22 protein-coding genes are annotated in these 26,523 nt (G+C 43.0%); all 22 read left to right on the top strand.

Features of this window, described 5'->3' with window-relative positions; genetic code table 11:
- The first annotated feature begins 45 nt into the window (after positions 1-45).
- The 22 genes from AB3Y88_RS01840 (at position 46) to pflA (ending at position 26,381) form a co-directional block, all read left to right on the top strand.
- Positions 46-1,701 carry a formate--tetrahydrofolate ligase gene (locus tag AB3Y88_RS01840; RefSeq protein WP_228887747.1) on the top strand — a complete coding sequence of 552 codons (1,656 nt, stop codon included), beginning with the start codon at positions 46-48 and terminating at the stop codon, positions 1,699-1,701.
- A 402-nt stretch (positions 1,702-2,103) separates the two neighbouring features.
- On the top strand, positions 2,104-2,769 hold the full coding sequence (locus AB3Y88_RS01835; protein ID WP_228888904.1) for a glycerophosphodiester phosphodiesterase: 666 nt from the start codon (positions 2,104-2,106) through the stop codon (positions 2,767-2,769).
- On the top strand, positions 2,762-3,568 hold the full coding sequence (locus AB3Y88_RS01830) for an ABC transporter permease (RefSeq protein WP_056960072.1): 807 nt from the start codon (positions 2,762-2,764) through the stop codon (positions 3,566-3,568). Before AB3Y88_RS01835 ends, AB3Y88_RS01830 begins: the two co-directional genes overlap by 8 nt.
- 14 nt (positions 3,569-3,582) lie before the next feature.
- Positions 3,583-4,563: an ABC transporter ATP-binding protein gene (locus AB3Y88_RS01825; protein ID WP_056960074.1), complete on the top strand. Its 981-nt coding sequence runs from the start codon at positions 3,583-3,585 to the stop codon at positions 4,561-4,563.
- Positions 4,564-4,567: 4 nt separating this feature from the next.
- Positions 4,568-5,746 carry an extracellular solute-binding protein gene (locus AB3Y88_RS01820; protein WP_056960076.1) on the top strand — a complete coding sequence of 393 codons (1,179 nt, stop codon included), beginning with the start codon at positions 4,568-4,570 and terminating at the stop codon, positions 5,744-5,746.
- A gap of 4 nt (positions 5,747-5,750) precedes the next feature.
- On the top strand, positions 5,751-6,599 hold the full coding sequence (locus AB3Y88_RS01815) for an ABC transporter permease (protein ID WP_228888907.1): 849 nt from the start codon (positions 5,751-5,753) through the stop codon (positions 6,597-6,599).
- 4 nt (positions 6,600-6,603) lie between these two features.
- Complete coding sequence (locus AB3Y88_RS01810) at positions 6,604-7,068, top strand: hypothetical protein (RefSeq protein WP_054756004.1); 465 nt, start codon at positions 6,604-6,606, stop codon at positions 7,066-7,068.
- Positions 7,049-8,023: a CehA/McbA family metallohydrolase gene (locus AB3Y88_RS01805; protein WP_054756006.1), complete on the top strand. Its 975-nt coding sequence runs from the start codon at positions 7,049-7,051 to the stop codon at positions 8,021-8,023. Before AB3Y88_RS01810 ends, AB3Y88_RS01805 begins: the two co-directional genes overlap by 20 nt.
- A 475-nt stretch (positions 8,024-8,498) precedes the next feature.
- Entirely contained in the window at positions 8,499-9,698 is a 1,200-nt protein-coding gene (gene eis, locus AB3Y88_RS01800; RefSeq protein WP_228888909.1) for an enhanced intracellular survival protein Eis, read from the top strand.
- Between the two features lie 113 nt (positions 9,699-9,811).
- The gene (gene lspA / locus AB3Y88_RS01795; RefSeq protein WP_056960082.1) at positions 9,812-10,258 is read left to right on the top strand and encodes a signal peptidase II; all 447 of its coding nucleotides are present in this window, start codon (positions 9,812-9,814) and stop codon (positions 10,256-10,258) included.
- Positions 10,242-11,156, top strand: a complete 915-nt coding sequence (locus AB3Y88_RS01790; protein WP_056960085.1) for an RluA family pseudouridine synthase — start codon at positions 10,242-10,244, stop codon at positions 11,154-11,156. Before lspA ends, AB3Y88_RS01790 begins: the two co-directional genes overlap by 17 nt.
- A 162-nt stretch (positions 11,157-11,318) precedes the next feature.
- A complete protein-coding gene (pyrR, locus tag AB3Y88_RS01785; RefSeq protein WP_054756014.1) occupies positions 11,319-11,858 on the top strand; it encodes a bifunctional pyr operon transcriptional regulator/uracil phosphoribosyltransferase PyrR in 540 nt (179 codons plus the stop codon).
- 135 nt (positions 11,859-11,993) lie between these two features.
- On the top strand, positions 11,994-13,280 hold the full coding sequence (locus AB3Y88_RS01780) for a solute carrier family 23 protein (RefSeq protein ID WP_315972240.1): 1,287 nt from the start codon (positions 11,994-11,996) through the stop codon (positions 13,278-13,280).
- A gap of 12 nt (positions 13,281-13,292) precedes the next feature.
- Positions 13,293-14,240 (top strand): aspartate carbamoyltransferase catalytic subunit, encoded by a 948-nt coding sequence (locus tag AB3Y88_RS01775; RefSeq protein ID WP_228888912.1) that lies wholly within the window; start codon positions 13,293-13,295, stop codon positions 14,238-14,240.
- 1 nt (position 14,241) lies between these two features.
- Positions 14,242-15,540: a dihydroorotase gene (locus AB3Y88_RS01770; protein WP_228888913.1), complete on the top strand. Its 1,299-nt coding sequence runs from the start codon at positions 14,242-14,244 to the stop codon at positions 15,538-15,540.
- Positions 15,541-15,542: 2 nt separating this feature from the next.
- Positions 15,543-16,628, top strand: coding sequence for a carbamoyl phosphate synthase small subunit (locus AB3Y88_RS01765; protein ID WP_056960091.1), 1,086 nt, complete (start codon positions 15,543-15,545; stop codon positions 16,626-16,628).
- Positions 16,621-19,809 (top strand): carbamoyl-phosphate synthase large subunit, encoded by a 3,189-nt coding sequence (gene carB, locus AB3Y88_RS01760; RefSeq protein WP_228888916.1) that lies wholly within the window; start codon positions 16,621-16,623, stop codon positions 19,807-19,809. The genes AB3Y88_RS01765 and carB overlap by 8 nt, the downstream gene beginning before the upstream one ends.
- Before the next feature lie 48 nt (positions 19,810-19,857).
- Positions 19,858-20,796: a dihydroorotate dehydrogenase gene (locus tag AB3Y88_RS01755; protein WP_228888918.1), complete on the top strand. Its 939-nt coding sequence runs from the start codon at positions 19,858-19,860 to the stop codon at positions 20,794-20,796.
- The gene (pyrF, locus tag AB3Y88_RS01750; protein ID WP_228888921.1) at positions 20,796-21,515 is read left to right on the top strand and encodes an orotidine-5'-phosphate decarboxylase; all 720 of its coding nucleotides are present in this window, start codon (positions 20,796-20,798) and stop codon (positions 21,513-21,515) included. The genes AB3Y88_RS01755 and pyrF overlap by 1 nt, the downstream gene beginning before the upstream one ends.
- Positions 21,512-22,129, top strand: coding sequence for an orotate phosphoribosyltransferase (gene pyrE / locus AB3Y88_RS01745; RefSeq protein WP_054756020.1), 618 nt, complete (start codon positions 21,512-21,514; stop codon positions 22,127-22,129). The genes pyrF and pyrE overlap by 4 nt, the downstream gene beginning before the upstream one ends.
- A gap of 961 nt (positions 22,130-23,090) precedes the next feature.
- Positions 23,091-25,349 (top strand): formate C-acetyltransferase, encoded by a 2,259-nt coding sequence (gene pflB / locus AB3Y88_RS01740; RefSeq protein ID WP_228888924.1) that lies wholly within the window; start codon positions 23,091-23,093, stop codon positions 25,347-25,349.
- Positions 25,350-25,556: 207 nt separating this feature from the next.
- Entirely contained in the window at positions 25,557-26,381 is an 825-nt protein-coding gene (gene pflA, locus AB3Y88_RS01735) for a pyruvate formate-lyase-activating protein (protein ID WP_228888928.1), read from the top strand.
- Positions 26,382-26,523: the final 142 nt, after the last annotated feature.

Here is a 26,523-nt window from a genome sequence, read left to right as displayed (position 1 = left end):
TATGCGTTATACTGAATTTATTATAGATGGGGAGGAACTTGGACATTGAACGATATTGAAATTGCGCAACAGGCCAAGATGGACAAAATCACAGAAGTCGCTGCTAAAATCGGCCTAGATAGCAGCCAAATTGAGCAGTACGGAGACTATAAGGCAAAAATCAAGCTACCAGTTGGATCGCAGAAAACAAAGGGCAAGCTGATTTTGGTAACTGCAATTAACCCTACCCCAGCAGGAGAAGGAAAGTCGACTGTGACGGTTGGCTTAGGGGATGCTTTCAGCCTCTTGCAGAAAAAAGCAATAATTGCATTGCGTGAACCTTCATTAGGACCCGTGATGGGGATGAAAGGCGGAGCAACAGGCGGTGGTTATTCGCAGGTAGTTCCAATGGAAGATATTAATTTGCATTTTACTGGCGACATGCATGCTCTAACGACTGCTAATAATACACTGGCAGCGTTAATTGATAACCATATCTACCAGGGAAATCAGTTGCATCTGGACCAAAGGCGTGTTCAATGGAAACGAGTTTTGGATATTAATGACCGGGCGTTGCGCCATGTCGTTATTGGAATCGGTGGAGTTACTCAAGGAATTCCCCGCGAAGATGGCTTCGATATTACAGTTGCCAGTGAATTGATGGCAATTCTTTGTTTGGCGAAGAATTTAGCTGATTTGAAACGGCGAATTGGCCAAATTGTCATCGGATATACGGCTGAAAAGAAGCCTGTGACGGTTGCTCAATTAGGGGTGACGGGTGCCATTTCGTTATTATTGAAAGATGCTCTCAAACCTAATCTGGTTCAGACTCTGGCGCATACCCCAGCAATCGTACACGGGGGACCTTTTGCTAATATCGCTCATGGCTGCAATAGTGTTCTGGCAACCCGAACAGGTTTAGAGCTGGCTGACTATACGCTCACGGAAGCTGGATTTGGGGCGGATCTAGGTGCTGAGAAGTTTCTTGATATTAAAGCACCTGTTTTAGGCAAAACACCGGATACAATTGTGATTGTTGCTACTGTACGTGCGCTTAAGATGCATGGTGGCCGGGCTAAGTCAGAATTGAAAACAGAAGATTTAACTGCTTTAAGGGCAGGTTATGCCAATTTACAAAAGCACGTTGCTAATATGAAGCGCTATGGGATTCCGGTTGTAGTTGCGATCAATCGCTTTACTTCTGATACCACGGCAGAATTGCAGCAGTTGCAAGAACTTTGTGCACAGGATAAAACCGCAGCCGTAGTAGCCGATGTGTGGGCCAAAGGCGGCGCAGGTGCACTTGAACTTGCACGCAAAGTTGTTGAATTAAGTGCTGAAGAACATACTTTTAAGCCGCTTTATAAGGCAGATGCTGGGATTAAAGAAAAAATCGAACAAATTGTGACCCAGATTTACGGCGGTACGGAGGTTGTATACAGTCCTAAAGCATTACGCCAGTTAAAATCTTTCGCAGAGTTTGGCTGGGATCGTTTACCTGTATGTATGGCCAAAACCCAGTACTCATTGTCTGATAATCCCAAAGCTTTGGGCGCACCGAAAGACTTTGCAATTCATGTACGTGAATTTGTGCCAAAGTTAGGCGCGGGCTTTATCGTGGCATTGACAGGCAATGTGTTAACGATGCCTGGATTGCCTAAAGTCCCAGCAGCTAATGGGATGGATTTGAGTGACGACGGCACAGTTTCTGGACTTTATTAAATTAAAAATAAGCTAGTTTTAAAAAAAGATCGCATGGATGAGCTGCTTAATTGGAGCTTGTAGATGCGCTCTTTTTGTTTTTCCAAAAATTCAGCGGCTGAGTGCAAGAGCGTGCCTTAGCAATTAAAAAAATATGTGAGCACTGTTTTTATTTTGCGAGCTTATTAATAGTAAACTAATTAAATATTTTTAAATTAGCTGAAAACTTTTTTTATAAGTAAACTATTGTATAATCAAAAGATTTGCTTATTACAAATTGCTTAATTGCTTGTGAATACTAAAACAAAGAACCTAATTGGCTTTTTTTAGCTAGACTTTACAAACTTTTTACTCAAATCATACCTAATTATTTACATTAGATATATATAATCAAAAGATGTACGTACGACTAACTAATAAGGGGTGGTTGAAATTATTACAGCACATTCTGGAAGCGACGGGCTTACTCCTAACAGCGTGCAGTTTCTAGAAAAAGCTTCGCAGTGGCCAGTGGCTGCTTTGGAGATCGATGTTAGATGGGATAAAGAACAACAGCAGTTATTATTAGGGCACGATCAAGTTTTTACAGGAGGCTTAACGCTGAAAAAGGCTTTTGCTGCTTTTAGTCGCAGTAATGAACAAAAGTTGCTGAATTGTGACCTCAAGGAACCTAATCTGGCAGCACATGTTGTTGCGTTGGCTGGTACATATGGACTTGAGCAGCGCTTGGTTTTAACCGGGGAGTTGAATGCTAGTGAACAGCAGCGCTGGCCAGGATTGGTTTGGCGTAACATTGAAACCCTTTTGCCGCAGTCTTCTTTTGAACGAATGTTAAAAGATAAGTATTTTTTCAAAAAGGTGTTGCTTGAAGCAGTTGATGAGGGCTGTGTGTGGCTTAATCTTCCTTTTCAGCTGCTACACCCCGTTAATCTGGCATTACTTAAGGCGACGAATTTGAAACTTTCAGTCTGGACCGCGGGAGATGTTAGTGAGATTAAGGCATTATTGGATTGTGGTGTCGATAATGTTACTACAGTGGCAGCAAGTGCTTACTATGAATTTTTGAGGGGAATGAAACAGCTTGAGTAGGAAAAAACTAATCCTGAATTTCTTAGTATTGTTTATCTTTGCTTTCTTTATGTATGGACCATTACTCAATACATTAATGCTTGCATTTGCCAACAAGTATCAAGCACCGCATGTGCTACCGTTAAGTTTTGGTTTTACCTGGTGGCAAAATGTCTTTGCACAAAGTGATCTGCTGCAGGCTTTCTTCAATTCCTTTCTAGTTGCAACGCTTTCGACTTTCTTTTCAATGCTGATCTGTCTGCCTGCGGCTTATGCAATTGCACGTTATCATTTCAAGGGTAGAAGCCTGTTTCTCTTTTCTTTTTTACTTTCAAATGCCTTCCCTAAAATTGGGCTCTACACCGCAATTGGAATAATTTTTTATAAAATGCAGTTAATGGGAACTCTAACAGGGGTAGTGCTGATTAACATCTTGAACACTATGATCTTTATGATTTGGATTCCGACTGGCGCGTTTCAAAATGTTTACCGGCAGCAAGAAGAAGCTGCCCGTGATGTAGGGGCAGGACCCTTGCGGACATTCTTTACAATTACTTTTCCGAGTGCGCTGCCAGCAATCGTGGTGGCGGCAATGTATACCTTTTTAGGAGCACTCGACGAATCACAGGGAACTTTGCTGATTGGATTTCCGCAAGTCAAGACCATGGCGACCGCGATGTACGGTATTATTCTTGATCAAGCTCCGATGGTCGGCGCGATCTTTGCACTTTTGCTAGTATTGCCGGCAATTTTGATTCTGTGGTTATGCTACAAGTTTTTTGGAAAAAAGTCGTTTCTACAGCAACTATTTATTAAATGAGAGAGTGATGATGCATGACAGTCAAGCTTAGGATCGCAGGTCTTTCCAAGAAGTATGAAAATGGAGATGGAATTCAGGATATTAATTTAACCGTTAATTCCGGTGAAATTCTAACTTTGTTAGGTCCTTCAGGTTGTGGTAAAAGTACTTTACTGCGTTCGATTGGCGGTTTTGAACAAGTTACCACGGGAAAAATCTTGATTGCGGAGAAAGATGTTACGCGGCAACCGCCAGAAAAAAGACCGACTATCATGGTTTTTCAAGGTTACAATCTTTGGGAAAGAATGACAGTGTTTGAGAACCTGGAATTTGGTCTTAAACTGCGTAAAATTTCCAAAACAAAAAGAAAGCAACAAATTATGGAAATGCTGACGATGCTCGGGATTGAAGCCATGGCTGCGAAATATCCGCAGCAGCTTTCTGGGGGACAGCAGCAACGCGTTGCCATTGGACGAGCTTTAGTATTGCGCCCGGAGATTTTACTTTTAGATGAGCCCTACTCTGCACTTGATGCAAAGATTCGAGTGCAGATGCGCGAAGAATTAAAGAAGATTCAACGTCGGTTACAGATTACCATTATCTTTGTTACCCATGATCAAGAAGAGGCCATGATGCTTTCAACCAGAATTGCAGTCATGAAAAAAGGTGAGATTGTGCAGGTGGGCACCCCCAGCGAAATCTACAATAATCCCAAAGATATTTACGTTGCTTCTTTTATTGGTGAAATGAATTTCTTGACTACAGACGATGGTCACGAGGTTCAAGCCTTCAGACCAGAGGATGTGCGCCTGGTTTCGGAGCAAGCAGCAGGTGAAAATACTTTTCACGCAACAGTGCAGCAAAGTACACAGATGGGGCATTACTCACAGCTGACAGTCAAGCTTATAGAGCAAACAATCATTCTGTTCGCTGAAAAAGATGCCTTTGAGAGTTATCCAGAAGGAACCGAGATTTTTTTTGAAGTCAGAAAAATGCAGAATTTTACAAAGGGGTAGAAAGATGAAATTTTGGAAAAAAGCAACAGCAGCTGCAGCAGGGGTACTGCTTTTAGCAGGGTTAGCAGGTTGCAGCAGTTCAAGTGCGAGTTCAAAAAAGGCAAGTTCAAGCAGTGTCAAACAGACCACTGTTACTCTGTGGGCAGGCGGATCACAAAATGTCAAGGATGGGATGAGCAAGATTGTCTCGGCCTTTAATGCGAGCCCTGAAGGTAAAAAATATCATTTGAATTTAGAGTTCATCTTATCAGGAACAAGCGCTGCAAGTTTACAAGACCGCTTAGTAGCAGCTAAGAAAGCTGGTCAAAAGAAAACAAATTATGATTTGATTTTGGCATCTGATTCAGATTATGCTGCGTATACTCAACTTGGGGGTAAAAGCATTTTTGAAAAGTACGACAAAAGCCAAATCTCAAATCTTAAAAACGATAAAGCAACAATCAGTGCTGGAAAAGGGTATTTAGTTCCTTACCGTGGGACAACAGTTGTTTTAGCATACGATTCAGCTAAAGTTAAAAACCCACCGAAGACTGCTAAGGAACTTTATGCTTGGATTAAAGCAAATCCTGGAAAATTCGCCTATAATACACCAGAATCCGGTGGAGCTGGAGCCGCCTTTGTACAAACTGCAGTTTACAACTATTTACCTAAGGCTGCATTAACCTCAAGCGATACTAAATGGGCTAATCAATGGAACAAGGGCTTATCCCTGCTGAAATCATTGAATAGTTCTATGTACAAGTCAGGTGGAAAAGTTGTTTATCCAAATAAAAATCAGGGCACAATGGACTTGTTGGCTAATGGTCAGGTAGAAATGATTCCGGCATGGCAAGATATGACTACAATGGCATTGACAGCAGGAACATTGCCAAAAACAGTTAAGATGACGCAAATTTCTCCTGCATTTACGGGGAACCTTGACAGTCTCGTAATTCCTTCAATCGGTTCAAACAAGAAGGGTGCAGAGGCTGTAATGAATTTCATGCTCAGCAAAAAGGCTCAAAATATTTTAGTTGACACGATGGCTGCAATCCCTGTAATTGATCAAAAAGAAATTACTTCTGATAATTTGAAGTACATCAAAGGCTTGAATGCAAAAGACTTCCGCTTCTCTAGTACCGGAAATCTTGCAACTCAATTGATCCAAAAATGGGATTCAGAAATTGGAAATGGAGTAAAGTAATCAAATGAAAAAAAGCGATGATCTGCAGAAAAAATGGACGCCTTATCTTTATGTTCTGCCGGCCTTTTTTCTAATTCTACTTTTGATTGTTTACCCGGTAGTTACATCGCTGAGTCTGTCGCTTAAAGATAAGGTTACTTCACACTTTACATTAGATAACTATCATTATTTTTTTACTGATCAAGTTCAACTCGGTAACATTGGTTACACGTTGTTTGTGGCTGTTATGACCGTTATTTTGGCACTGCTGCTGGGCTTTATGCTGGCTCTTTATATTCGATTTAACAATAATAGTCTGAGTAAGACAGTCGTTGCACTGACCGTTTTGCCACAGTTTATTCCCGGCTTAGTTGCGGTTTACTCGATCATGCTCGTGGTCAGAAATGGGGGTGTGCTCAGCCGAATTGCTCAATCGTTGGGATTTACCTTTAATCCTAATCTGATGTATTCGGCTAATGGACTTATCATGGTAAATCTATGGTTCAACATTCCTTTTGCGGCCTTGTTACTGCTTGCAAGTCTCGCAAATGTGAGACAGGCATCGATTGAAAGTGCTCGTGATATCGGCGCTGATAAATGGACGGTTTTGTTTAAAATCATTTTGCCAGCGACTTACAAGCAATTCTTTATTGCCGGTGCTTTTGTCTTCATGACGAATGTTGGTTCTTTTACAACCCCATTTTTGATGGGAGGAAACAATCCGCAAATGTTGGGAGTGGTCTTGTATAAAGAATTTAATCAATATTTGGATTACAATAAAGCAGCTGCACTTTCGGTCATTTTATTTTTACTGTGCAGTCTCTCAGCCATTGTGTATGTGATAGTTAATCTGCGTCAAGAAAAGTGGAGATGAGCATTTGAAAACAATTTTGACCCGTCACTTTGAATTGGGACCTCAGGATGATAAGACGACAATTCCTGTGAAGTTCACCCTGACAGCTGCAGTTGGCTTATTGATCGACTTTGCTTATGCGCCACAAAATGTGGAACCAGCGCGTGCTACACGGTTAATTAAAGCAGAATTGCTTGCAGCCGATTTATCTGCAGCGCCGCAGAATGTTGCCCAGTATCTGCCATTGCAGAACCTGATAACTATTTCAGCTGCAAAAGATGGTCATTATTTAGGCAATCATCACTATAAGGCACCGCAACAGCAGATTCTACTGTCGCCCGAACACTCGTCATTGGGGTATCTTAAACCTGATGTGATTAGTGGTCAGTGGCAGATTAGCCTGCATCAGCATTGCATCGCTTCTGAATTAGTCAAGGTGCAGCTTACCCTCAGCAAGTTGGAGGAACACAATGAATTATTACAGTATTGAATGGCATACGCATACAGTTCATAGTGATGCAGATCAAACAGTCGCGCAACTTTTAGATACCGCCGCAAAAAGTCATTATGAAATTCTCAGTATTTCTGATCATAATACGCTAAGTGCATATGCTGAAATCGCGGAAAAAGGCTTAACGACACCAGTTTTTTTACTGCATAATTCGCTTGAATGGACGACTTTTTATGGGCATTTGTTGGTGTTAGGAGTTCGTGAGGCGCTTAATTGGTATGATGCAAAGCCGACTGAGATCGATCTGTGGGTTAAGAAAAATAAGGAAGCCGGAGCAGTTTTAGGAATCGCCCATCCGTATGAGTTGGGCAGCCCAATCTGTACTGGCTGTCACTGGGACTTTTTGGTTAGAAATTGGGATAATTTTGACTTTATCGAAATTTTAAATGGTGATTCACCGCAAGAGCAAGATTATAATCAAAAAGCATATACACTCTGGTCAGAGCTGTTACGGCAGGGACATCATCTTGCCGCCAGCTGTGGGCGTGATTGGCATCGACCGAAGAAAGAAACAGCGAATGTGGCGGTTAATTATCTGGGAGTTGAGCATTTGGATGAAGAAAGCATTAAGGCCAGTATTCGCCAAGGTAACTTCTATATAACTTTAGGTCCAAAATGGGAGCTGAGCCTTAGTTCAAAAGAACAGCCTGCGATTTTCATGGGTGCGACAATTACGCAAGGAACATATCATTTAGCAGTTAAGTTTCAAAATCAGGATGACGATTTCAATAGGCAATTTGGTGAGACTATTAAAAAAATCAAACTACTGCAAAATGAAGAAGTGATTGCGGAATTTTCACGTACTGCTTTTGGAGCAGAGCTGAAGACCGAGGTTGTTTTGACTCCAGGACCTTTCAGGATTGAAGCCTGGGGTGCTTTCAAAGAAAATCCAGACCAGCGCTTAGTAATTTCAAATCCATTCTATGTTGAATAGGCAAGGTAGCGCCTGAGCAAAATAAGCGACAGTTTGACTGAATTGGGTTATCCGATACAGACACATTGATATAGGTTTGGGGACTGCGGCAAAACTTGCATTTAGGGCGGTCCTCGATTTTTTGTGTCTAACTACAAATTACACATAGACACAGCCTGTTTACTTTGCAATTTAGTGCTAGTACTCGAAGTCTCCCGGCGCTTGTCGGCACTTCTATCTTAACGTGTTCCAAAAGGCAGGTTTTTGTGTTTAGCATGGATCACACCGGTAACAAGTTCAGTTACCACTGTGATCCAACGCTAAGCCTCAAAACCTAGCGCCTTTTTGCGCACTTCCTATTAACGTGCTCTAACCAGCAACCACCTGCGTCTAAGCCTGCCTTACGCGTAACCAAGATCGGGTTACTTTGTAATTCAGGACTTAGTCTGCGGCGGCTGAACGCTGCTTGTCGCACTTCATTAAAAAGGAGAGAACAATGGCACCTAAAAAACTTACAACCATTGAAGACCTTGACCGCTTTTATCAACTTTTCTGCCAAGTATTCAAAAAAGAAGACACCGCACAGTTTCGCAAAAGCTTCTTAGAGATGCATGCCAACGGTACCGTTCTTGGAATCACTAAAAACAGCCAATTATTGAGTGGACTTGCCTGGTGGCGCTTTGAAGTTAGTTTTCAAGGTGTCAGCTATAAGATGGGGGCTGTGGGTTCAGTGATGACGGCACCATTTGCCAGAGGACAGGGGAGTGCAACTCAACTACTGCAAGCAGCACTTGCACAAATGGCAGAAGCAGGTGTAACCCTATCCTATCTAGATCCCTTCTCACATGCCTTTTACCGCAGATTAGGTTATGGAGCTGCAATCAAGCGTTTATACTATACAATTGACCCAGCGCAACTCCAATTGCCAACACCACTAGTCAGTAGATCGCAACAAGCAACTGGCGGCAGTCTACAAACAGGACCATTGTCACGGTATTTAGACAAAGTAGCTCCTTTTTATGCGCAACAATTGACGCATAAAAGCGGCGGTTTGCTGCGCCCTCAGTGGTGGTGGGGACATCTGCATGCAGTGGGGACTAAAGTTGGTTGTTATCTAAATGCCCAGCAACAGCTTGAAGGTTACTTTCTCTATCAAGAGCTGAAAGAGTCTTGGGTTGTCAAGGAGTGGTTGGTGACAAATATTATTGCAGAAAAAAATTTACTACAATTGCTGCATGCACAAAAGCAAAGTCTTAACCAGCTGATTTTTGAATCTGATGAAACACTTTATCGTGGACAGTTGTTAAACGAGCCGCTTGCCTTAAGCGCTCAAGTGAAGTCCTTCATGATGGTCCGTATAATCAATTTGCGGGACTTTATACTGCATTATCCTTTTAAAAAGCTTGATTTCGGTGAGCTTAGCTTAGCAGTTACTGATCCACAGTTACCGCAAAATGATGGTCTTTGGCGGTTATGTGCCAAAAATGGCTGCGTTTCTTTTAAAAAATGCGGGTCTGCTGCCCAAGCAGCTGATATTAGTCTGCCAATCGCTGAATTTGGACCGCTTTTTGGTGGTCAATATTCTCTAGAATGGGCAGCTTTCCAGCAAAAAATTAGTGTGAGCGCTCCGTACCAAGCTGCGAAACTTCAAACGGTCTTGTTAGCGTCTCCTGTTAGTTTTAATGATGATTTTTAAAGCTGGATAGTGGGCGGCTGCATTTTAATATTTAAGATTGCGGCACAGTGTTGTATAATTAAGCCTTGAAATCAATTAATGTGTTGAGGCACGGGCAGGAGGGGCTTTTAATAGTGGCACTTTATTTTCTGTTAATTTTTGCGGTCGTTTTATTGGACCAGCTGATTAAATTTTTTGTTGTTAACGGTGTTCCGTTAGATCGGAGTGTCGACTTTATACCGCACGTCCTTTCGATTGCGCATATTCGAAATTATGGTGCTGCATGGAATATCTTCACGGGGCAGAAGCTGTTCTTATTTGCGATTACGATTATTGCACTCGGAATTTTGGGCTACTTTTTCAAAAAATTATGGAAAAATTGGGGTTACGCACTCGGGATTAGCCTAATGATTGGCGGAACACTGGGGAATTTTATTGACCGGTTGCGTTTAGGTTACGTAGTTGATATGTTTCAACTAGACTTCATTAACTTTCCAATTTTCAATGTGGCAGATGCAGCTTTGAATGTCGGAGTTGTTGTTTTGCTACTGGTGATGCTGCGAGATGAATTTCGTGGTTGAAAAAAGAAAGATTGAGCTGACAGCGGGTCGGGTCGACAAAGTCGCCGCTACGCTGTTTTCAACATATTCACGTTCACAGTTGAAGCAATGGATCATCGGTGGGCAGCTGCAGGTTAATGGTCAGACTGTTAAGCCCAATTACCAGGTTCATCTGGGAGACGAATTGGAGTTGACGCCCCCGCCGATTAAGCAGATTAGTCTAGCCCCTGAAAAGATTCCCTTGGAAGTTGTCTATGAAGATCCAGATGTTTTAGTGGTTAATAAACCCCAAGGAATGGTTGTCCATCCTTCTGCGGGGCATCCTGATCACACCTTGGTGAATGCCTTACTTGCGCATTCGCCGCTGTCTACAATTAACGGTGAATTTCGTCCCGGAATTGTGCACCGCATTGATAAAGATACATCAGGTTTATTGATGGTTGCCAAAAATGATTTTGCGCATCGCAGTTTAGCTGCGCAACTGAAAGCTAAAAGTAATGTACGCGAATACCTGGCACTGGTACACGGTGTTATTAAAGAAGAAAAAGGAACCATCAATGCGCCGCTTGGACGTTCGCCAAAGGATCGTAAGAAACAGGCCGTTGTTGCAGACGGACGTCCTGCGGTAACCCACTTTTCTGTTGTACGGCGTTACCAGAACTACACCTTAATTAAATGTTTTCTTGAGACAGGGAGAACCCACCAGATCAGAGTACACCTTAAGTATATAGGGCATCCGCTGGCAGGGGATCCCTTGTACGGACCAACTAAAACGTTAAAGGGGCACGGTCAATTTCTGCACGCCGGTAAGCTGGGATTTAAGCATCCGCGTTCCGGAAAACAATTGCTGTTTGAAGTGCCACCACCTGCAATTTTTAAAAAGATATTGGAACGACTTGACAAAAGTGATCGAAATTAGTAAATTAATATTAATGATCGTCCTTTAAAATTAGTCCCGTGAGGCTAAGAAGGCAGTGTCTTTTAGAACTCGGAAGAAGACTGCAGTCTACCGCTTAGTCACTCGACTAAGCGGCTTTTTTTATAGGATAGTTACTTGATAATTATAAAAGGAGTGAAGGGCATGGCTAAAGAAATTGTCGATTCAATGGCGATGAAACGAGCTTTAACACGGATGACGTATGAGATTATCGAAAAGAATAAAGGGATCGAGGATCTAGTTATCATCGGGATTAAGACTCGTGGTATTTATCTGGCAAAGCGCATTGCGCAGCGGTTGCAACAACTGGAAGGCGCCACAGTTCCAGTTGGAGAACTTGATATTTCGCTTTATCGAGATGATCGTCATGAAATTGACAACCATCATGATCCAGTTGTTAATTCAGCAAAATTAGGGTTGGATATCACCGACAAACAGGTCATCTTGGTAGATGATGTGCTGTTTACCGGTAGAACTGTCAGAGCAGCGCTTGATGCACTTATGGACCAAGGACGTCCCCAAAAGATTAATGTAGCAGTTTTAGTTGATCGAGGCCACCGCGAATTACCGATCAGAGCTGACTTTGTTGGTAAAAATATTCCGACCGCACTTGATGAACAAATCGCTGTTGAAGTTGAAGAAATTGACGGTAAAGATGCGATTGCGATTAAAAAAATCAAATAATGACCATTTAATTGACTCCAGAGAGAGCAAAAGGGTTTGAATTTTCACTGACACTGTAAGTCTGCCAGTGAGAAATCCTTTGCTGACCTGGATCAAAAATGATTCAGGTTTTTTTATAGGAAAGGAAGAACGATTTTGAATTCAGGCAAAAAAGAAAAGTTTAGAAATGATGAGGCGATTCTGGATATTGGAGACCGCCCACAATTTGGCCATTGGCTGGTACTTTCGATTCAGCATTTATTTACAATGTTCGGCGCCACAGTTTTAGTTCCACTCTTAGTAGGAATTAATCCGAGTATTGCACTTTTTAGTTCCGGTGTCGGCACGCTTGTCTATATTTTGTGTACTAACGCCAAGATCCCGGCTTACTTGGGCTCAAGTTTTGCCTTTATTGTGACAATGCAGGCACTGATGAAGGCTGATGGTTATCCTGCTGTTGGTCAAGGAGCAATTTCAGCTGGACTGGTATACGTGATTGTTTCTTTATTAATCGGCCGCTTTGGTTCTGCTTGGGTCGATCGCATCTTGCCACCAGTCGTAGTGGGACCAATCATCATTGTAATTGGACTGTCATTAGCAACAACAGCTGCAAATGATGCAATGTTGAAAAATTCTAATTACGATTTGAAGTATTTCGGAGTTGCCATTTTTACACTGCTAATCACAATTATTTTCAACATGTTTTTACGCGGCTTTTCCAGTATGATTCCTGTACTGTTAGGAATTATCTGTGGTTATCTGATGGCGCTTGCTATTGGAATCGTGAATTTGCAGGCAGTTGCAGCTGCAAAATGGTTCTCATTACCGGCTTTTAATGTCATGTTTATCAACTATCATTTTAAATGGTATCCTGCAGCAATCATTGGGATGGCACCGATCGCTTTTGTGACAATGACTGAGCATATGGGACATATTATGGTCTTAAACAAGCTGACCAAACGCAACTTCTTCAAAGATCCTGGATTGCACCGGACACTCTTTGGCGATGGTCTATCTTCAGTAATTGCTGGTTTTGTGGGTGGACCGCCAACTACCTCCTATGGTGAAAATATTGGAGTGCTTGCGATGACAAAGGTTCACAGTGTTTGGGTTTTAGGTGGCGCAGCACTCTTTGCAATTTTGTTTAGCTTTGTGGGTAAAGTCAGTGCCTTAATTCAGTCAATTCCTTCACCTGTCATTGGTGGAATCAGCTTTCTGCTCTTTGGAATGATTGCATCGAATGGTTTACGCATTTTAGTTGATAACCATGTGAATTACGAATTAAAACGCAACCTGATTATCACCTCGGTTATCTTAGTTATTGGAATTGGTGGAACTTATCTTAAGCTTGGCAGCTTTCAGTTAACCAGTATTGCATTAGCAACACTTTTCGGAATTGTTTTGAATCTGGTGCTGCCTGTAAAAGCAAGCAGCGAAAAATAAGGAGGAACAGTAATGGTGGAAGTAGCAAAGATTGTCACACTGCAACACTTTTTGACGGTCAAAAAGTTGCAGGTTGAACAGGTGGAATCGTTGATTGCACGGGCAACGTTCTTTAAAAATGGGGGCGCAGTCCCGCAGTTTGAAACTCCGTTGTATGCGGCGAACCTTTTTTTTGAAAACAGTACGCGCACGCATTGCAGCTTTGAAATGGCAGAACGCAAATTAGGCTTGCAGACAATTCCTTTTGACCCTTCCACAAGCTCTGTTAGCAAGGGAGAAACGCTCTACGATACGTTATTGGCATTGGAGTCGATAGGGGTCAATCTTGCAGTTATCCGACATTCGCAAAACGAGTATTATCGTGACCTGGTAGAATTGACACCGCCGCAAAAATTAGAGATGGGAATTGTCAATGCAGGTGATGGCAGCGGACAGCATCCTTCACAGTCTTTATTAGATATGATGACGATTGCTGAACAGTTTGGCAGTTTTGCCGGTCTAAAAGTTGTGATTGTTGGCGATCTGACCAACTCACGTGTAGCGCGCAGTAATATGGAGTTACTACAGCGCTTGGGAGCACAGCTTTATTTTTCAGGACCGCGTTGCTGGTACTCTGAAGAATTTGCAGCCTATGGCACTTATCGGCCGCTTGACGAAGTATTGCCGCAAATGGATGTAGTAATGCTTTTACGGGTCCAACACGAACGGCATCAAGCTGAAGCGGATTTTTCTGCAGCTTCCTACCATACAAAATATGGGCTTACGGAAAAGCGCTATGCGCAGTTGAAAGAAAAAGCAATTATTATGCATCCAGGTCCTATCAATCGGGGAGTTGAATTGAGCTCAAGTCTAGTTGAAGCCCCTAAATCAAGGTTTACCACCCAGATGCAAAATGGGGTGTTCATGCGGATGGCAATGCTGGAAAGTGTTATCCGTGGGCGCCACTTAGGAGGACGATAGGATGAATTCACAGAAACTATTATTGAAAAATGGCCTTGTCTACCAAGGCGGTCAGCTGCAACGCTTAGATCTATTATTAGCGGATGGCTTAATTGCAGCGATGGGTTCAGATCTGACCGCACTCTTACCGTCAGACTGTCAAACATACGACTTGCAGGGCAAACTGGTTTCACCTGGCCTAGTTGATGTGCATGTTCATTATCGTGAACCTGGTTTTACGTATAAAGAAACTATTAAGACAGGCACGCAAGCAGCTGCACATGGAGGCTTTACGACTGTATGTGCAATGCCAAATGTTTCACCTGTTCCAGATACACCTGAACTTTTAAATGCTTTGCAAAAACGCAATCGCACAGATGGATGTGTTCATGTTAAACAATATGCTGCTATTACCCAAAAGCGCGCCGGTAAGCAGCTCAATGATTTTAAGGCTTTAAAAGCTGCGGGCGCCTTTGCTTTTAGTGATGACGGCAGTGGAATTCAAACTGCAGGTACAATGTATGCGGCAATGAAGGCCGCAGCGGCGGAGAATATGCCGCTAGTGGAGCATATTGAAGATGACTCACTCTTGCAAAATAAAGGTGTGATGAACGCGGGTGCACGTGCGACTGCACTAGGTTTGCCAGGTATGCTGGGACTAAGCGAATCCAGCCAACTGGCACGCGACTTGGTGCTGGCACAACAAACTGGCGTCCATTATCACGCATGCCACTTGTCAACACGCCAAAGTGTTGAACTGGTCCGCTTGGCCAAAGCACATCATATTAATGTCACTTGTGAGGTTGCACCGCATCATTTATTGTTGGCAGATGAAGACATTCCAGCAGATGATGGCTTTTATAAAATGAACCCCCCGTTGCGTAGTGTCCAAGATCGGGAGGCTTTATTAGCCGGACTCTTAGATGGAACCATCGATATGATTGCAACCGATCACGCGCCACATGCTGCTGCGGAGAAGGAAGGCGGCATGTGTCATGCGGCCTTTGGAATTACAGGAAGCGAAACTGCATTTGCACTTTTATATACTCAGCTAGTCAGAAAACACAAAGCACGCCTCGAGCAATTACTGGATTGGATGAGCATTGCACCAGCGAAATGTTTTGGAATGAGTAAGGCCGGAGCATTGTTTGTTGGAAAGCCAGCTGATTTGGCGGTTTTTGATTTAGAACATGAATTTGAATTGCAAAAAGACAGTTATTTCTCAAAGGGAAAGAACACCCCGTTTACCGGTGAAAAAGTTTATGGTGCAACCTATATGACCTTTGTTTCCGGCAAATTGGTTTATAAAAAGGAGGACTGACCTTGAAACGTTACTTGATATTAGAAGATGGCAGCACCTACGAAGGCGAAGGTTTTGGTGCACATGCGACCACAACAGGTGAAGTTGTTTTTACAACTGGGATGACAGGTTATCAGGAGGCTGTGACTGATCAGTCTTTTGCCAATCAGATTCTGGTTTTTACCAATCCCTTAATTGGCAATTATGGAGTAAATCTCGATGACTACGAATCAATTGAACCCGGCTGCAAGGGTGTGATCTGTCATGAACTTGCGCGGGTATCGAGTAACTGGAGGCAGCAGGGAAGTTTCGCCGCTTTTCTAGAACAAATGGGAATTCCAGGAATCACAGGAATTGATACTCGTGCTTTAACTAAGAAATTGCGGGTTGCAGGAACAATGAAGGGCAGAATTATTGAGGATCTGACAGATGCCGAGCATGCCTTTTCACAACTTACAGCGACAGTTGTTAATGAGAATCTAGTTGCTCAAGTCTCAACTTCAAAGCCGTATCCTAATCCGGGAAGCAAACGCAATGTGGTTGTAGTTGATTTTGGGCTCAAGCACAGTATTTTACGCGAGTTGGCGCAACGAGATTGCAATACGATTGTGTTGCCTTATACTGCTACCGCCGAAGAAATATTCAGACTCAAACCAGATGGCGTGTTGCTTTCAAATGGCCCAGGGGATCCTAAGTCATTGCCCGCTGCCATTAAAATGGTCCAAAAAGTTGAAAAACGGTTGCCGCTTTTTGGGATTTGTCTAGGACACCAGCTTTTTGCACTTGCAAATGGTGCTGATACGTTCAAGATGAAGTTTGGACATCGGGGATTCAATCATCCAGTTAAAGAGATTGCCACTGGCAGAATCTGTTTTACTTCACAGAACCATGGATATGCGGTTGCTGCTGAGTCAGTTGACAGCGAGCTGATGAATATTACTTACCGCGAGTTGAATGACGGTACAGTTGAAGGATTACGGCATAAGAATTATCCTGCTTTCAGTGTTCAATTCCATCCCGATGCGGCACCGGGACCACATGATGCTGTAGCAATTTTTGATGACTTCATGCATATGATTGATGTAAGAAAGGATGAGAGCGATGCCTAAGAGAACAGATATTCATAAAATCATGGTGATCGGTTCTGGTCCGATCATTATCGGACAAGCTGCCGAATTCGATTATTCAGGAACGCAGGCGTGCATGGCGTTGCGCGAAGAAGGATACGAAGTTGTGTTAGTAAATTCTAATCCTGCTACCATTATGACCGACACTGAGATTGCGGATCGGGTGTATATTGAACCGCTGACTACCGAATCAATTTCGCGAATTATCCGGCAAGAATATCCCGACGCGCTGTTGCCGACTTTAGGCGGTCAAATCGGATTGAATATGGCAATGGCGCTAGCTAAGACCGGGATCCTAGACGAACTTGGAATTGAATTGTTGGGCACAAAGCTTGAGGCAATTAATCAAGCAGAAGACCGTGAGCTTTTTAAGGAGCTGATGGCGCAGTTGCACGAACCGATTCCAGAGTCTAAAACGGTGAACACAACCGCAGAAGCATTGGCTTTTGCTGATCAGATTGGGTATCCGGTGATTGTACGGCCGGCTTTTACGATGGGTGGAACAGGCGGCGGTCTGTGCGATAATCGCGAACAGCTGGCAGAGATTGCAGCTAATGGGCTTGATCTTTCCCCAGTGACACAATGTTTGATTGAAAAAAGCATTATGGGATATAAGGAAATTGAATTTGAGGTTATGCGCGATCATGCGGACAATACAATGGTGGTCTGCTGCATGGAGAATTTTGATCCGGTTGGTATCCATACCGGAGACTCGATTGTACTGGCACCCACACAGACCTTAACTGATCGTGAATATCAGATGCTGCGCGATGTATCTTTGCGGCTAATCAGTGCCTTAAAGATCGAAGGCGGCTGCAATGTCCAGTTGGCATTGGATGCCAATAGTTTTAAATACGATGTGATTGAAGTTAATCCGCGTGTCAGTCGATCTTCTGCGCTTGCTTCCAAAGCTACCGGATATCCGATTGCTAAGATGGCCGCTAAGATTGCGGTAGGCTTGACGTTGGATGAGATCAAAAACCCAGTGACTGGGACAACCTATGCTGAGTTTGAACCTGCACTTGATTACGTAGTTGCCAAGATTCCGCGCTGGCCATTTGATAAGTTCCCACGTGCTAACCGCAAGTTGGGGACACAGATGAAAGCTACCGGAGAGGTAATGGCAATCGGCAGAACGGCTGAAGAAGCACTGCAAAAGGCTGTACGTTCGCTTGAAATTGATGAACAGGATCTGTTAGCGCCGGCAGCTCAGGCCGCGACTGACAGTCAGCTTGAAGAAAAATTGGTACATCCGCAAGACGATCGTCTTTTTTATCTGGCGGAAGCCTTCAGGCGCGGTTACACGCTCAACGAGGTGCATGAGTTAACAAAGATTAATCATTATTTTCTTGATATTATCATGCATTTGACTGAATTAGAGGCGCAGCTCAGCCGTCATCCGCATGATTTGGAAGTCTTGAAAAAGGCTAAACGCTACGGCTTTAGTGATCTGACAATCGCTAAATTATGGAATCTGAAAGCTGATGAAGTCCGTCAATTGCGGCAGGCTAAGCAGATATTACCTGTTTATAAAATGGTTGACACCTGTGCGGCAGAATTTGAGTCACAGACTCCTTATTTTTATAGCACCTACGATCAAGAAAATGAGAGTCAGCCATCTGCTAAAAAATCAATTTTGGTAATTGGTTCAGGTCCAATTCGAATTGGGCAGGGAGTTGAATTTGATTATGCAACTGTCCATAGTGTCAAGGCAATTCAAAAACACGGTTATGAAGCGATTGTCATGAATAGTAATCCAGAAACAGTTTCAACCGACTTTTCGATTTCAGACAAGCTCTATTTTGAACCTTTGACCCTTGAAGATGTGTTAAATGTAATTGAGCTTGAGCAACCAGCCGGAGTGATTGTGCAATTCGGCGGTCAGACAGCCATCAATCTAGCCGCAGGGTTAGTTGACCACGGCGTCAAGATCTTGGGAACCAGTGTTGAAGATCTTGATCGTGCAGAAGATCGGGAACTCTTTGATCAAGTTATTAATCGATTAGGGTTGAAGCAGCCAAAAGGACAGACTGCAACGACACAGGCGGGTGTAATTGCTGCTGCTCAAGAGCTCGGCTATCCTGTGCTTGTTCGTCCAAGCTATGTATTAGGCGGACGTGCCATGGAAATTGTTAATAATGAGGTTGAACTTAAAGAATATTTAGCCCAGAATGCGCAAGTCGCGAGTGATCATCCTATCTTAGTTGATAAGTATCTTGAGGGAAAAGAATGCGAAATTGATGCAATCTGTGATGGAAAAGACGTGCTGGTGCCTGGCATCATGGAACATATCGAACATGCCGGAGTTCATTCAGGTGATTCAATGGCTGTTTATCCACCACAATCTTTTTCACAAGATGTTAAAGATCAAATCGTAGCAGCGACCCAAAAATTGGCGGTGGCACTGAAGTGCATTGGAATAATGAACATTCAGTTTATTATTCACGAACATGAAGCATATGTGCTTGAGGTGAATCCGCGTGCTAGCCGGACAGTGCCGTTCTTGAGCAAAATCACCGGCATCGAGATGGCACAAGTTGCGACGCAAGTCATTTTAGGTAAGTCATTGCACGAACAAGGCTTTCAGACCGGACTCTATCAAGAAAGCAAGACGATCCATGTAAAGGCACCAGTCTTTTCTTTCAGTAAATTGGAAGATGTTGACAGCTACCTTGGGCCGGAGATGAAATCAACCGGTGAAGTAATGGGAAGCGATCATACATTTGAAAAGGCACTCTTAAAAGCTTTTGCAGGGGCTAAGATGCAAATGCCGCTTAGTGGGAACGTCTTATTGACAAGCGACCATCATGATAAAGAAGCACTGCTTCCTTTAGCTAGACGTTTCAGTGCGATCGGGTATCAGTTGCTGGCTACCAGCGGGACTGCCAATTTTCTACGCTCACATGGCTTGCGCGTCTTGAAGGTCAATAAAATTGGCGAACATGACGAAGCGGGCAGTGATCTGCTTGAAGATTTGCGGAATGGTCAAATCCAATTAGTGCTGAATACGATGGGACACGACCAGGAAGCAACTTCAGCTGGTTTTATTATTAGACAAACTGCGATTGAACACAATATTCCATTGTTGACTTCGTTGAATACCGCAGAAGCATTAGTTCGTGCACTTGAGAACCGCACATTTGCGACAGATGTTCTCCACTAAATCGATTTGTAAAAAGGCTTGCTTGTTTTAAAAGATGGAGGTTTTGAAATGACAGTAAATGAACGACTCGCAGTGGAACTTCCCGGACTAAAATTAAAAAACCCGGTAATGCCCGCCAGCGGCTGCTTTGGTTTTGGGGACAATCGTGCAGCACAGCTTTATGATTTAAATAAACTGGGCGCGGTCGTAATTAAGTCGGTGACCCTTGAAGCTCGGAACGGTAATCCGGCACCGCAGATTGTGATGGCTGGACAAAACGTTTTGAACGCTGTGGGATTGAAAAATCCGGGACTCAAAGTGATCTTAGCTGAAAAATTACCAGCTTTGCGCCAGAAGTATCCTGAGCTTCCCCTTGTGGCAAGTGTTGCCGGGGCAAGTGTGGATGAGTATGTAGAAGTTGCACGGCAATTAGCCGCTTCGGGGATGGTGAATGCCCTGGAGTTAAATATTTCATGCCCCAATGTTCATGAAGGCGGGATGCAGTTTGGAACGAATCCAGAGACTGTTTGCACGTTGACAGAAGCTGTTAAGAAAGTAATTGGAGAGGTTCCGCTTTATGTTAAGCTTTCTCCGAATGTAACAGATATTGTTGTCTTAGCTCAAGCTGCAGCGGCTGGTGGTGCGGATGGTTTAAGCATGATTAATACTCTTTTAGGGATGAAATTTGATTTGAAAACGCGGCAACCGGCACTCAGAAATGTTACCGGTGGGCTTTCTGGTCCTGGCATCAAACCGATTGCAGTTCGGATGATTTATCAAGTGAGTCAAGCAGTTGCTTTGCCGATTATTGCATTAGGCGGCATTGAGACCGCTGCTGATATTATTGAAATGTATCTGGCAGGAGCGAGTGCGGTCGGGATTGGAACAGCACACTTTAATTCTCCAACCGCCTGCCTTGATTTGATCGAAGAACTGCCGCGTGAGCTGGACAAACTTGGAATTAGCAGTTTGCAGGCATTAATTGAAGAAGTTAGGAGTACACGTTAATGGGGATTAAACGGCCGATTATTGCACTTGATTTTCCTGATCGGATTGCGACAGTTGCTTTTTTGCGCCAATTTCCAAACGATGAACAACTTTTTGTCAAGATCGGGATGGAACTTTTTTACAGTGAAGGACAGGACATGGTTAAAGAAATCATGGCACTTGGTCATGATGTCTTTTTGGATCTAAAATGCCATGATATTCCGCATACTGTTGAGATGACAATGCGTGTGCTTGGTAAATTAGGTGTCAGTCTGACAACATTGCATGCTAGCGGCGGCAGTGAGATGATGCGTGCTGCTAAAACAGGTTTGCTAGATGGCAGTGCAGGGAACAAGCACGCCAAGTTATTAGCAATCACACAACTGACTTCAACTTCGCAGCAGCAGCTTGTTACAGAACAACAGCTTAATGTGCCATTGCAAGAAAGTGTCTTGCATTATGCAAAATTAGCCCAGAGCGCTGGCATGGACGGAGTAGTGTGTTCAGCACATGAAGCAGCTGTGATTGCACAACAGACACCGCCGGAATTTTTGCGGGTTACACCTGGAATCCGCCTTGCAGGTGGAGCTGTTCAGGACCAAAAAAGAGTAATGACCCCGGCTGAGGCTGCAAAAAATCATAGTAGCGCACTTGTAGTTGGCAGAGCAATCACACAGGCACCTGATAGCGTGAAAGCTTATCGCTTGGTCAAAAAAATGTGGGAGGAATCATTGGCATGAAGCAAATTGCACATGATCTATTAGAAATTAATGCAGTCACATTAGCACCGCAAAAGCCTTTTATCTGGGCCAGCGGCATCAAAAGCCCAATCTATTGTGATAACCGCTTAACAATCAGTTATCCAAAAATCCGTACCCGGATTGCGCAGGGACTTGCGGCGCTTATTAAAGATACTTTTCCTGAAGTTGAAGTCATCGCGGGCACCGCAACTGCTGGAATCCCGCATGCGGCCTGGATTGCTGAAGAACTGCAACTGCCGTTGGTTTACGTGCGTTCCAAGCCTAAAGACCATGGGCAGGGAAAGCAAATTGAAGGAGTGTTGCATGCTGGACAAAAGACAGTTTTGATCGATGATTTGATTTCGACCGGCGGCAGTGTTTTGCAGGCAGTGCGTGCTTCACAAAAAGAAGGTGCTGAAGTTATTGGCGTTTGTGGAATCTTCAGTTACCAGCTAAAAGCAGCTACCGAAAACTTTGCACAGGCCAAAATTCCCTTTGAAACGTTGACTAATTATAGCGAATTAATTGATGTTGCTGAAGAAGAACAGCGCATTAATGCGGTAGAAAAGAAATTACTACAAAATTGGCGAAAAGACCCGGAAAATTGGCAGTAATTTTGATTTTGTTACCGCCTAATTCGGGTTCAGTTATAAATATTGGTTAGTGATCGTCTATCCGGAATAAAAGAGGGGCTGTGACAAAATTTAACTTTTGTCACAGCCTCTAATTTTAATAGATAATCACATTTTTGCTGCTAGTTGGGTTACTTAATTTCAGCTTTGATAATGATTTCAGCAACTTTTTATAATTATTATCAGATAATAATTATAATAGACATAATTAGATTTTTATGTTATATTATTACCACAAAGAAAGCAACGGCGGTCTTTTAGATCAATTTTTTTGATATTGAAAGTAATTCTATTTTTAAGCTTAAATACATAATCATTTAGCGACTGTTAAGCAAGAAGTGCCGACAAGCACCGGGAGACTTTGAGCACTAGCAGCAAATTGCAAAGTAGTCGGTTTTTGACTATGCGCAATTTGTAGTTAGGCGCAAAAGGCTGGTGGATGGAGCATGTTAAGAAGAAGTGCCGACAAGCACCGGGAGACTTTGAGCACTAACAGCAAATTGCAAAGTAGTCGGTTTTTGACTATGCGCAATTTGTAGTTAGGCGCAAAAGGCTGGTGGATGGAGCACGTTAAGCAAGAAGTGCCGACACTCAGCGTTTAGCCGCCGTGGACTAAGATCTGGATTACAAAGTAACCTGAACTTGGTTACGCGTAATGCAGGGTTAGGCACAGGAGGCTGCTGTGTGGAGCACGTTAAAGAAGAAGTGTCGACACTTCCACAAGACAGCCACTAAATGAGCTACATTTTTGTGATTTTTTGTGCAATTAAATGTACAAAAAGAATTACGTTTTACACGATATAAATTGAGACATTTAGAAATAATCAAAATTATTTTTAATATGTTGTGAAAAACCTTGCTTGCAGTTGATAGTGGTGCTATCATTCAGGATGTAGAAAGCGTTTTCTTAAAACCTTGATTTAAACAATAGGGGGCAATATAAATGAAACAGCTCGAAAAGAAAGTTAACCAGACAGCTTGGGACGGATTCAATGGTGGTAACTGGCAAAAAGAAATTGACATTCGTGACTTTATTCAACAGAACTACCGTCAATATGAAGGCGATGAGTCCTTCTTGGAAGGTCCGACAGCGGCCACTACAACTTTAAATGACAAGTTGGTTTCTTTGAAGTTAAAGGAACGTAAAGCAGGCGGTGTTTTGGATGCAGATACAAAAGTCGTTTCAACAATTACTTCACATGGCCCAGGTTATTTGGACAAAGAGCTGGAGAAAATTGTTGGTCTGCAAACAGATAAGCCCTTGAAAAAAGCATTAATGCCATATGGTGGAATTCGCATGGCAAAGGACGCACTTGAGGCGTATGGGCTCAAGCTCGATCCTGAAACTGAATATATTTTCAATGATTTGACCAAGACACATAATCAAGGAGTCTTTGATGCCTATACGCCTGAGATTAGACGTGCGCGTCATTATAAGATTGTGACTGGACTACCTGATGCTTATGGTCGTGGGCGTTTGGTTGGTGATTTTCCACGAATTGCTCTTTATGGGATCGATCGTTTGGTGGAAGAAAAACTGAATGATTTAGACAATTATGGCGATACCGAGATGACTGCTGATGTAATCCAGATGCGTGAAGAGATCACGGAACAAATCAGAGCTCTGCACCAGATCAAAGAAATGGCTGCAGCATACGGTTTTGATATTTCACAACCGGCTACAAATACGCAAGAAGCATTGCAATGGTTATACTTTGGCTACTTAGCAGCTATCAAACAGCAAAATGGGGCTGCAATGTCAATTGGTCGAATTGATACCTTCGTCGATGCTTATATTGAACGCGATTTAGCTCGTGGAGTTTTGAATGAGCAGCAGGCACAAGAATTGATCGATCAGTTTACAATGAAACTGAGAATGGTTTCCTTCATTCGAACACCAGAATATAATTCCCTTTTCTCAGGTAATCCGATTTGGGCAACTCTTTCACTTGCAGGAATGGGTATTGATGGCGAACATCATGTCACCAAGACAGCTTTCCGCTTCTTGAATACTTTGAAGAATATGGGAGCAGCACCAGAACCAAATATTACGCTCTTGTGGTCACAAAAACTGCCTGAAAACTTCAAACGTTACGCTGCCAAGGTTTCAGTTGAAAGCTCAACCATTCAATATGAAAATGACGATTTGATGCGTAAACAGTGGGGAACGGATTACTATGCAATTGCCTGCTGTGTTTCAGCTCAGCCGGTCGCAGATGGAATTCAGTACTTTGGAGCGCGTGCAAATCTTGCTAAAACCGTCTTATATGCAATCAATGGTGGTAAAGACGAGATTGGCAAGGCACAAGTTGGACCTGCTTATGCCCCGATTACTAGTGAATATCTTGACTATGATGAATTTATGAGCAAATTTGATCCAATGCTTGATTGGTTAGCGGATGTATATGTGAATGCGTTAAATACAATTCATTATATGCACGATAAATATTATTATGAATCAGCACAATTAGCTTTGAAAGATACACGCCTTGACAGAACATTTGCAACTGGAATCTCCGGTTTGTCGGTGGCGGCTGATTCAATTTCTGCGATCAAGTACGGCCATGTTAAAGTAATTCGGGATGAAGACGGAATTGCAGTTGATTTTAAGGCTGAAAACGACTTCCCTCGTTATGGTAATAATGATGATCGGGCAGACGAAATTGCAGTTTGGCTTGTAAAAGAACTCTACACGAAGATGAATAAGCATCACCTGTACCGCAATTCGAAGTTATCAACCTCTGTGTTGACAATTACTTCAAATGTTGTTTATGGCAAAAATACAGGGACCACGCCTAACGGTCGTAAAAAGGGAATGCCATTTTCTCCTGGTGCAAACCCAGCGTATGGTGCTGAAGAAAGCGGCGCGTTAGCTTCCTTGCTGTCAGTTGCTAAATTGCCTTACAAGTATGCAACCGATGGAATTTCGAACACATTTGCTGTTACACCAACTACTTTGGGACATGACGAGCAGATGCAAGACAAGACCTTGGTTAATATGATTAATGGTTACATGAAGAATAATGGGCATCACCTCAACATTAACGTCTTCAATCGGGAAACATTACTTGATGCACAGAAACATCCTGAGGAGTACCCGACCTTGACGATCCGTGTTTCCGGATACTGTGTTTACTTTGCAGATCTTACGAAGGAACAACAAGACGACGTAATTTCACGGACATTCCATCAAAGCATGTAGGAGTGAAAGTGTAAAAGACACAAAGCTGAAAAAGTAGTCATGCGTACTAAAAGGAGGACTGTGCTGCAAATAACTTTTGTGCACAGTCCTTTTTGAAATCAGCGTCCAAGGTTGATTAAGGATCAGAAGATGAGCAATCTTGGGATGAATCCAAGCGAAATCTTGGCACAAAATTTCTTTTTAGATTAAAGATTAGGGGGAAGAGCAATGGTTTATGAACGACGCATTCATGAAAGAAAAGTTCCAATGCGGGATGGACAGATCCTGGGCTATGTACATTCTACTGAGAGCTTTGGAGCTGTTGATGGCCCTGGAATTAGGTTTGTTGTCTTCATGCAAGGATGCAATATGCGCTGTCAGTTCTGTCATAATCCTGATACCTGGAAGAAAAATGTTGGGACAGAGATGACAACGGCTGAGGTATTGAACAAGGCATTACCGTATCGCCAATTTTGGGGTACCGATGGCGGAATTACGCTTAGCGGAGGTGAAATTCTGCTGCAGATTGATTTCGCTATCGAGCTCTTTACCAAATGTAAGCAGCTTGGGATCGGGACATGTTTGGATACCTGCGGGCAACCATTTACACGGCGGCAACCTTGGTTTTCTAAATTTGAACAATTAATGAAAGTGACCGATATTTTGCTGGTTGACATTAAGCATATTAATTCAGATGAGCATCGCAAGCTAACCGGATACCGCAATGAAAATATTCTGGACATGTGCAAGTATTTGTCGGACATTGGCAAACCAGTGTGGATCAGGCATGTGCTCATTCCAGCCAGAACTGATTTTGATAACTACTTGGCTCAACTGGGCGATTATATTAAAACTCTCAAAAATGTGCAAAAGGTCGAGGTACTGCCTTATCATACGATGGGTGTCCACAAGTATCATGAGATGGGGATTAAATACAGTCTTGAAGGTATTGAACCACCCACACCTGAGCGAGTCAAAAATGCTGAAAAACTCCTGCATGTGGAAGATTATCGCGGATATTTAACTAATACAACAACTACAAGTAAAGCTTAAGCAGTAAATAAACTAATCAAGGACGGGGCTGTGACAAAAGTTAACTTTTGTCACAGCCCCGCTTTTATTCTGGATAAACGTGTTCCATAAGTCAAAATTCTCCGTCTAACTTCGAACTACTCATAGCAAAGTATCCGCTATG

The sequence above is a fragment of the Liquorilactobacillus satsumensis genome, assembly GCF_964065465.1.
Lineage (GTDB): Bacteria > Bacillota > Bacilli > Lactobacillales > Lactobacillaceae > Liquorilactobacillus > Liquorilactobacillus satsumensis.
This window is presented reverse-complemented; position numbering and strand designations above follow the sequence as displayed.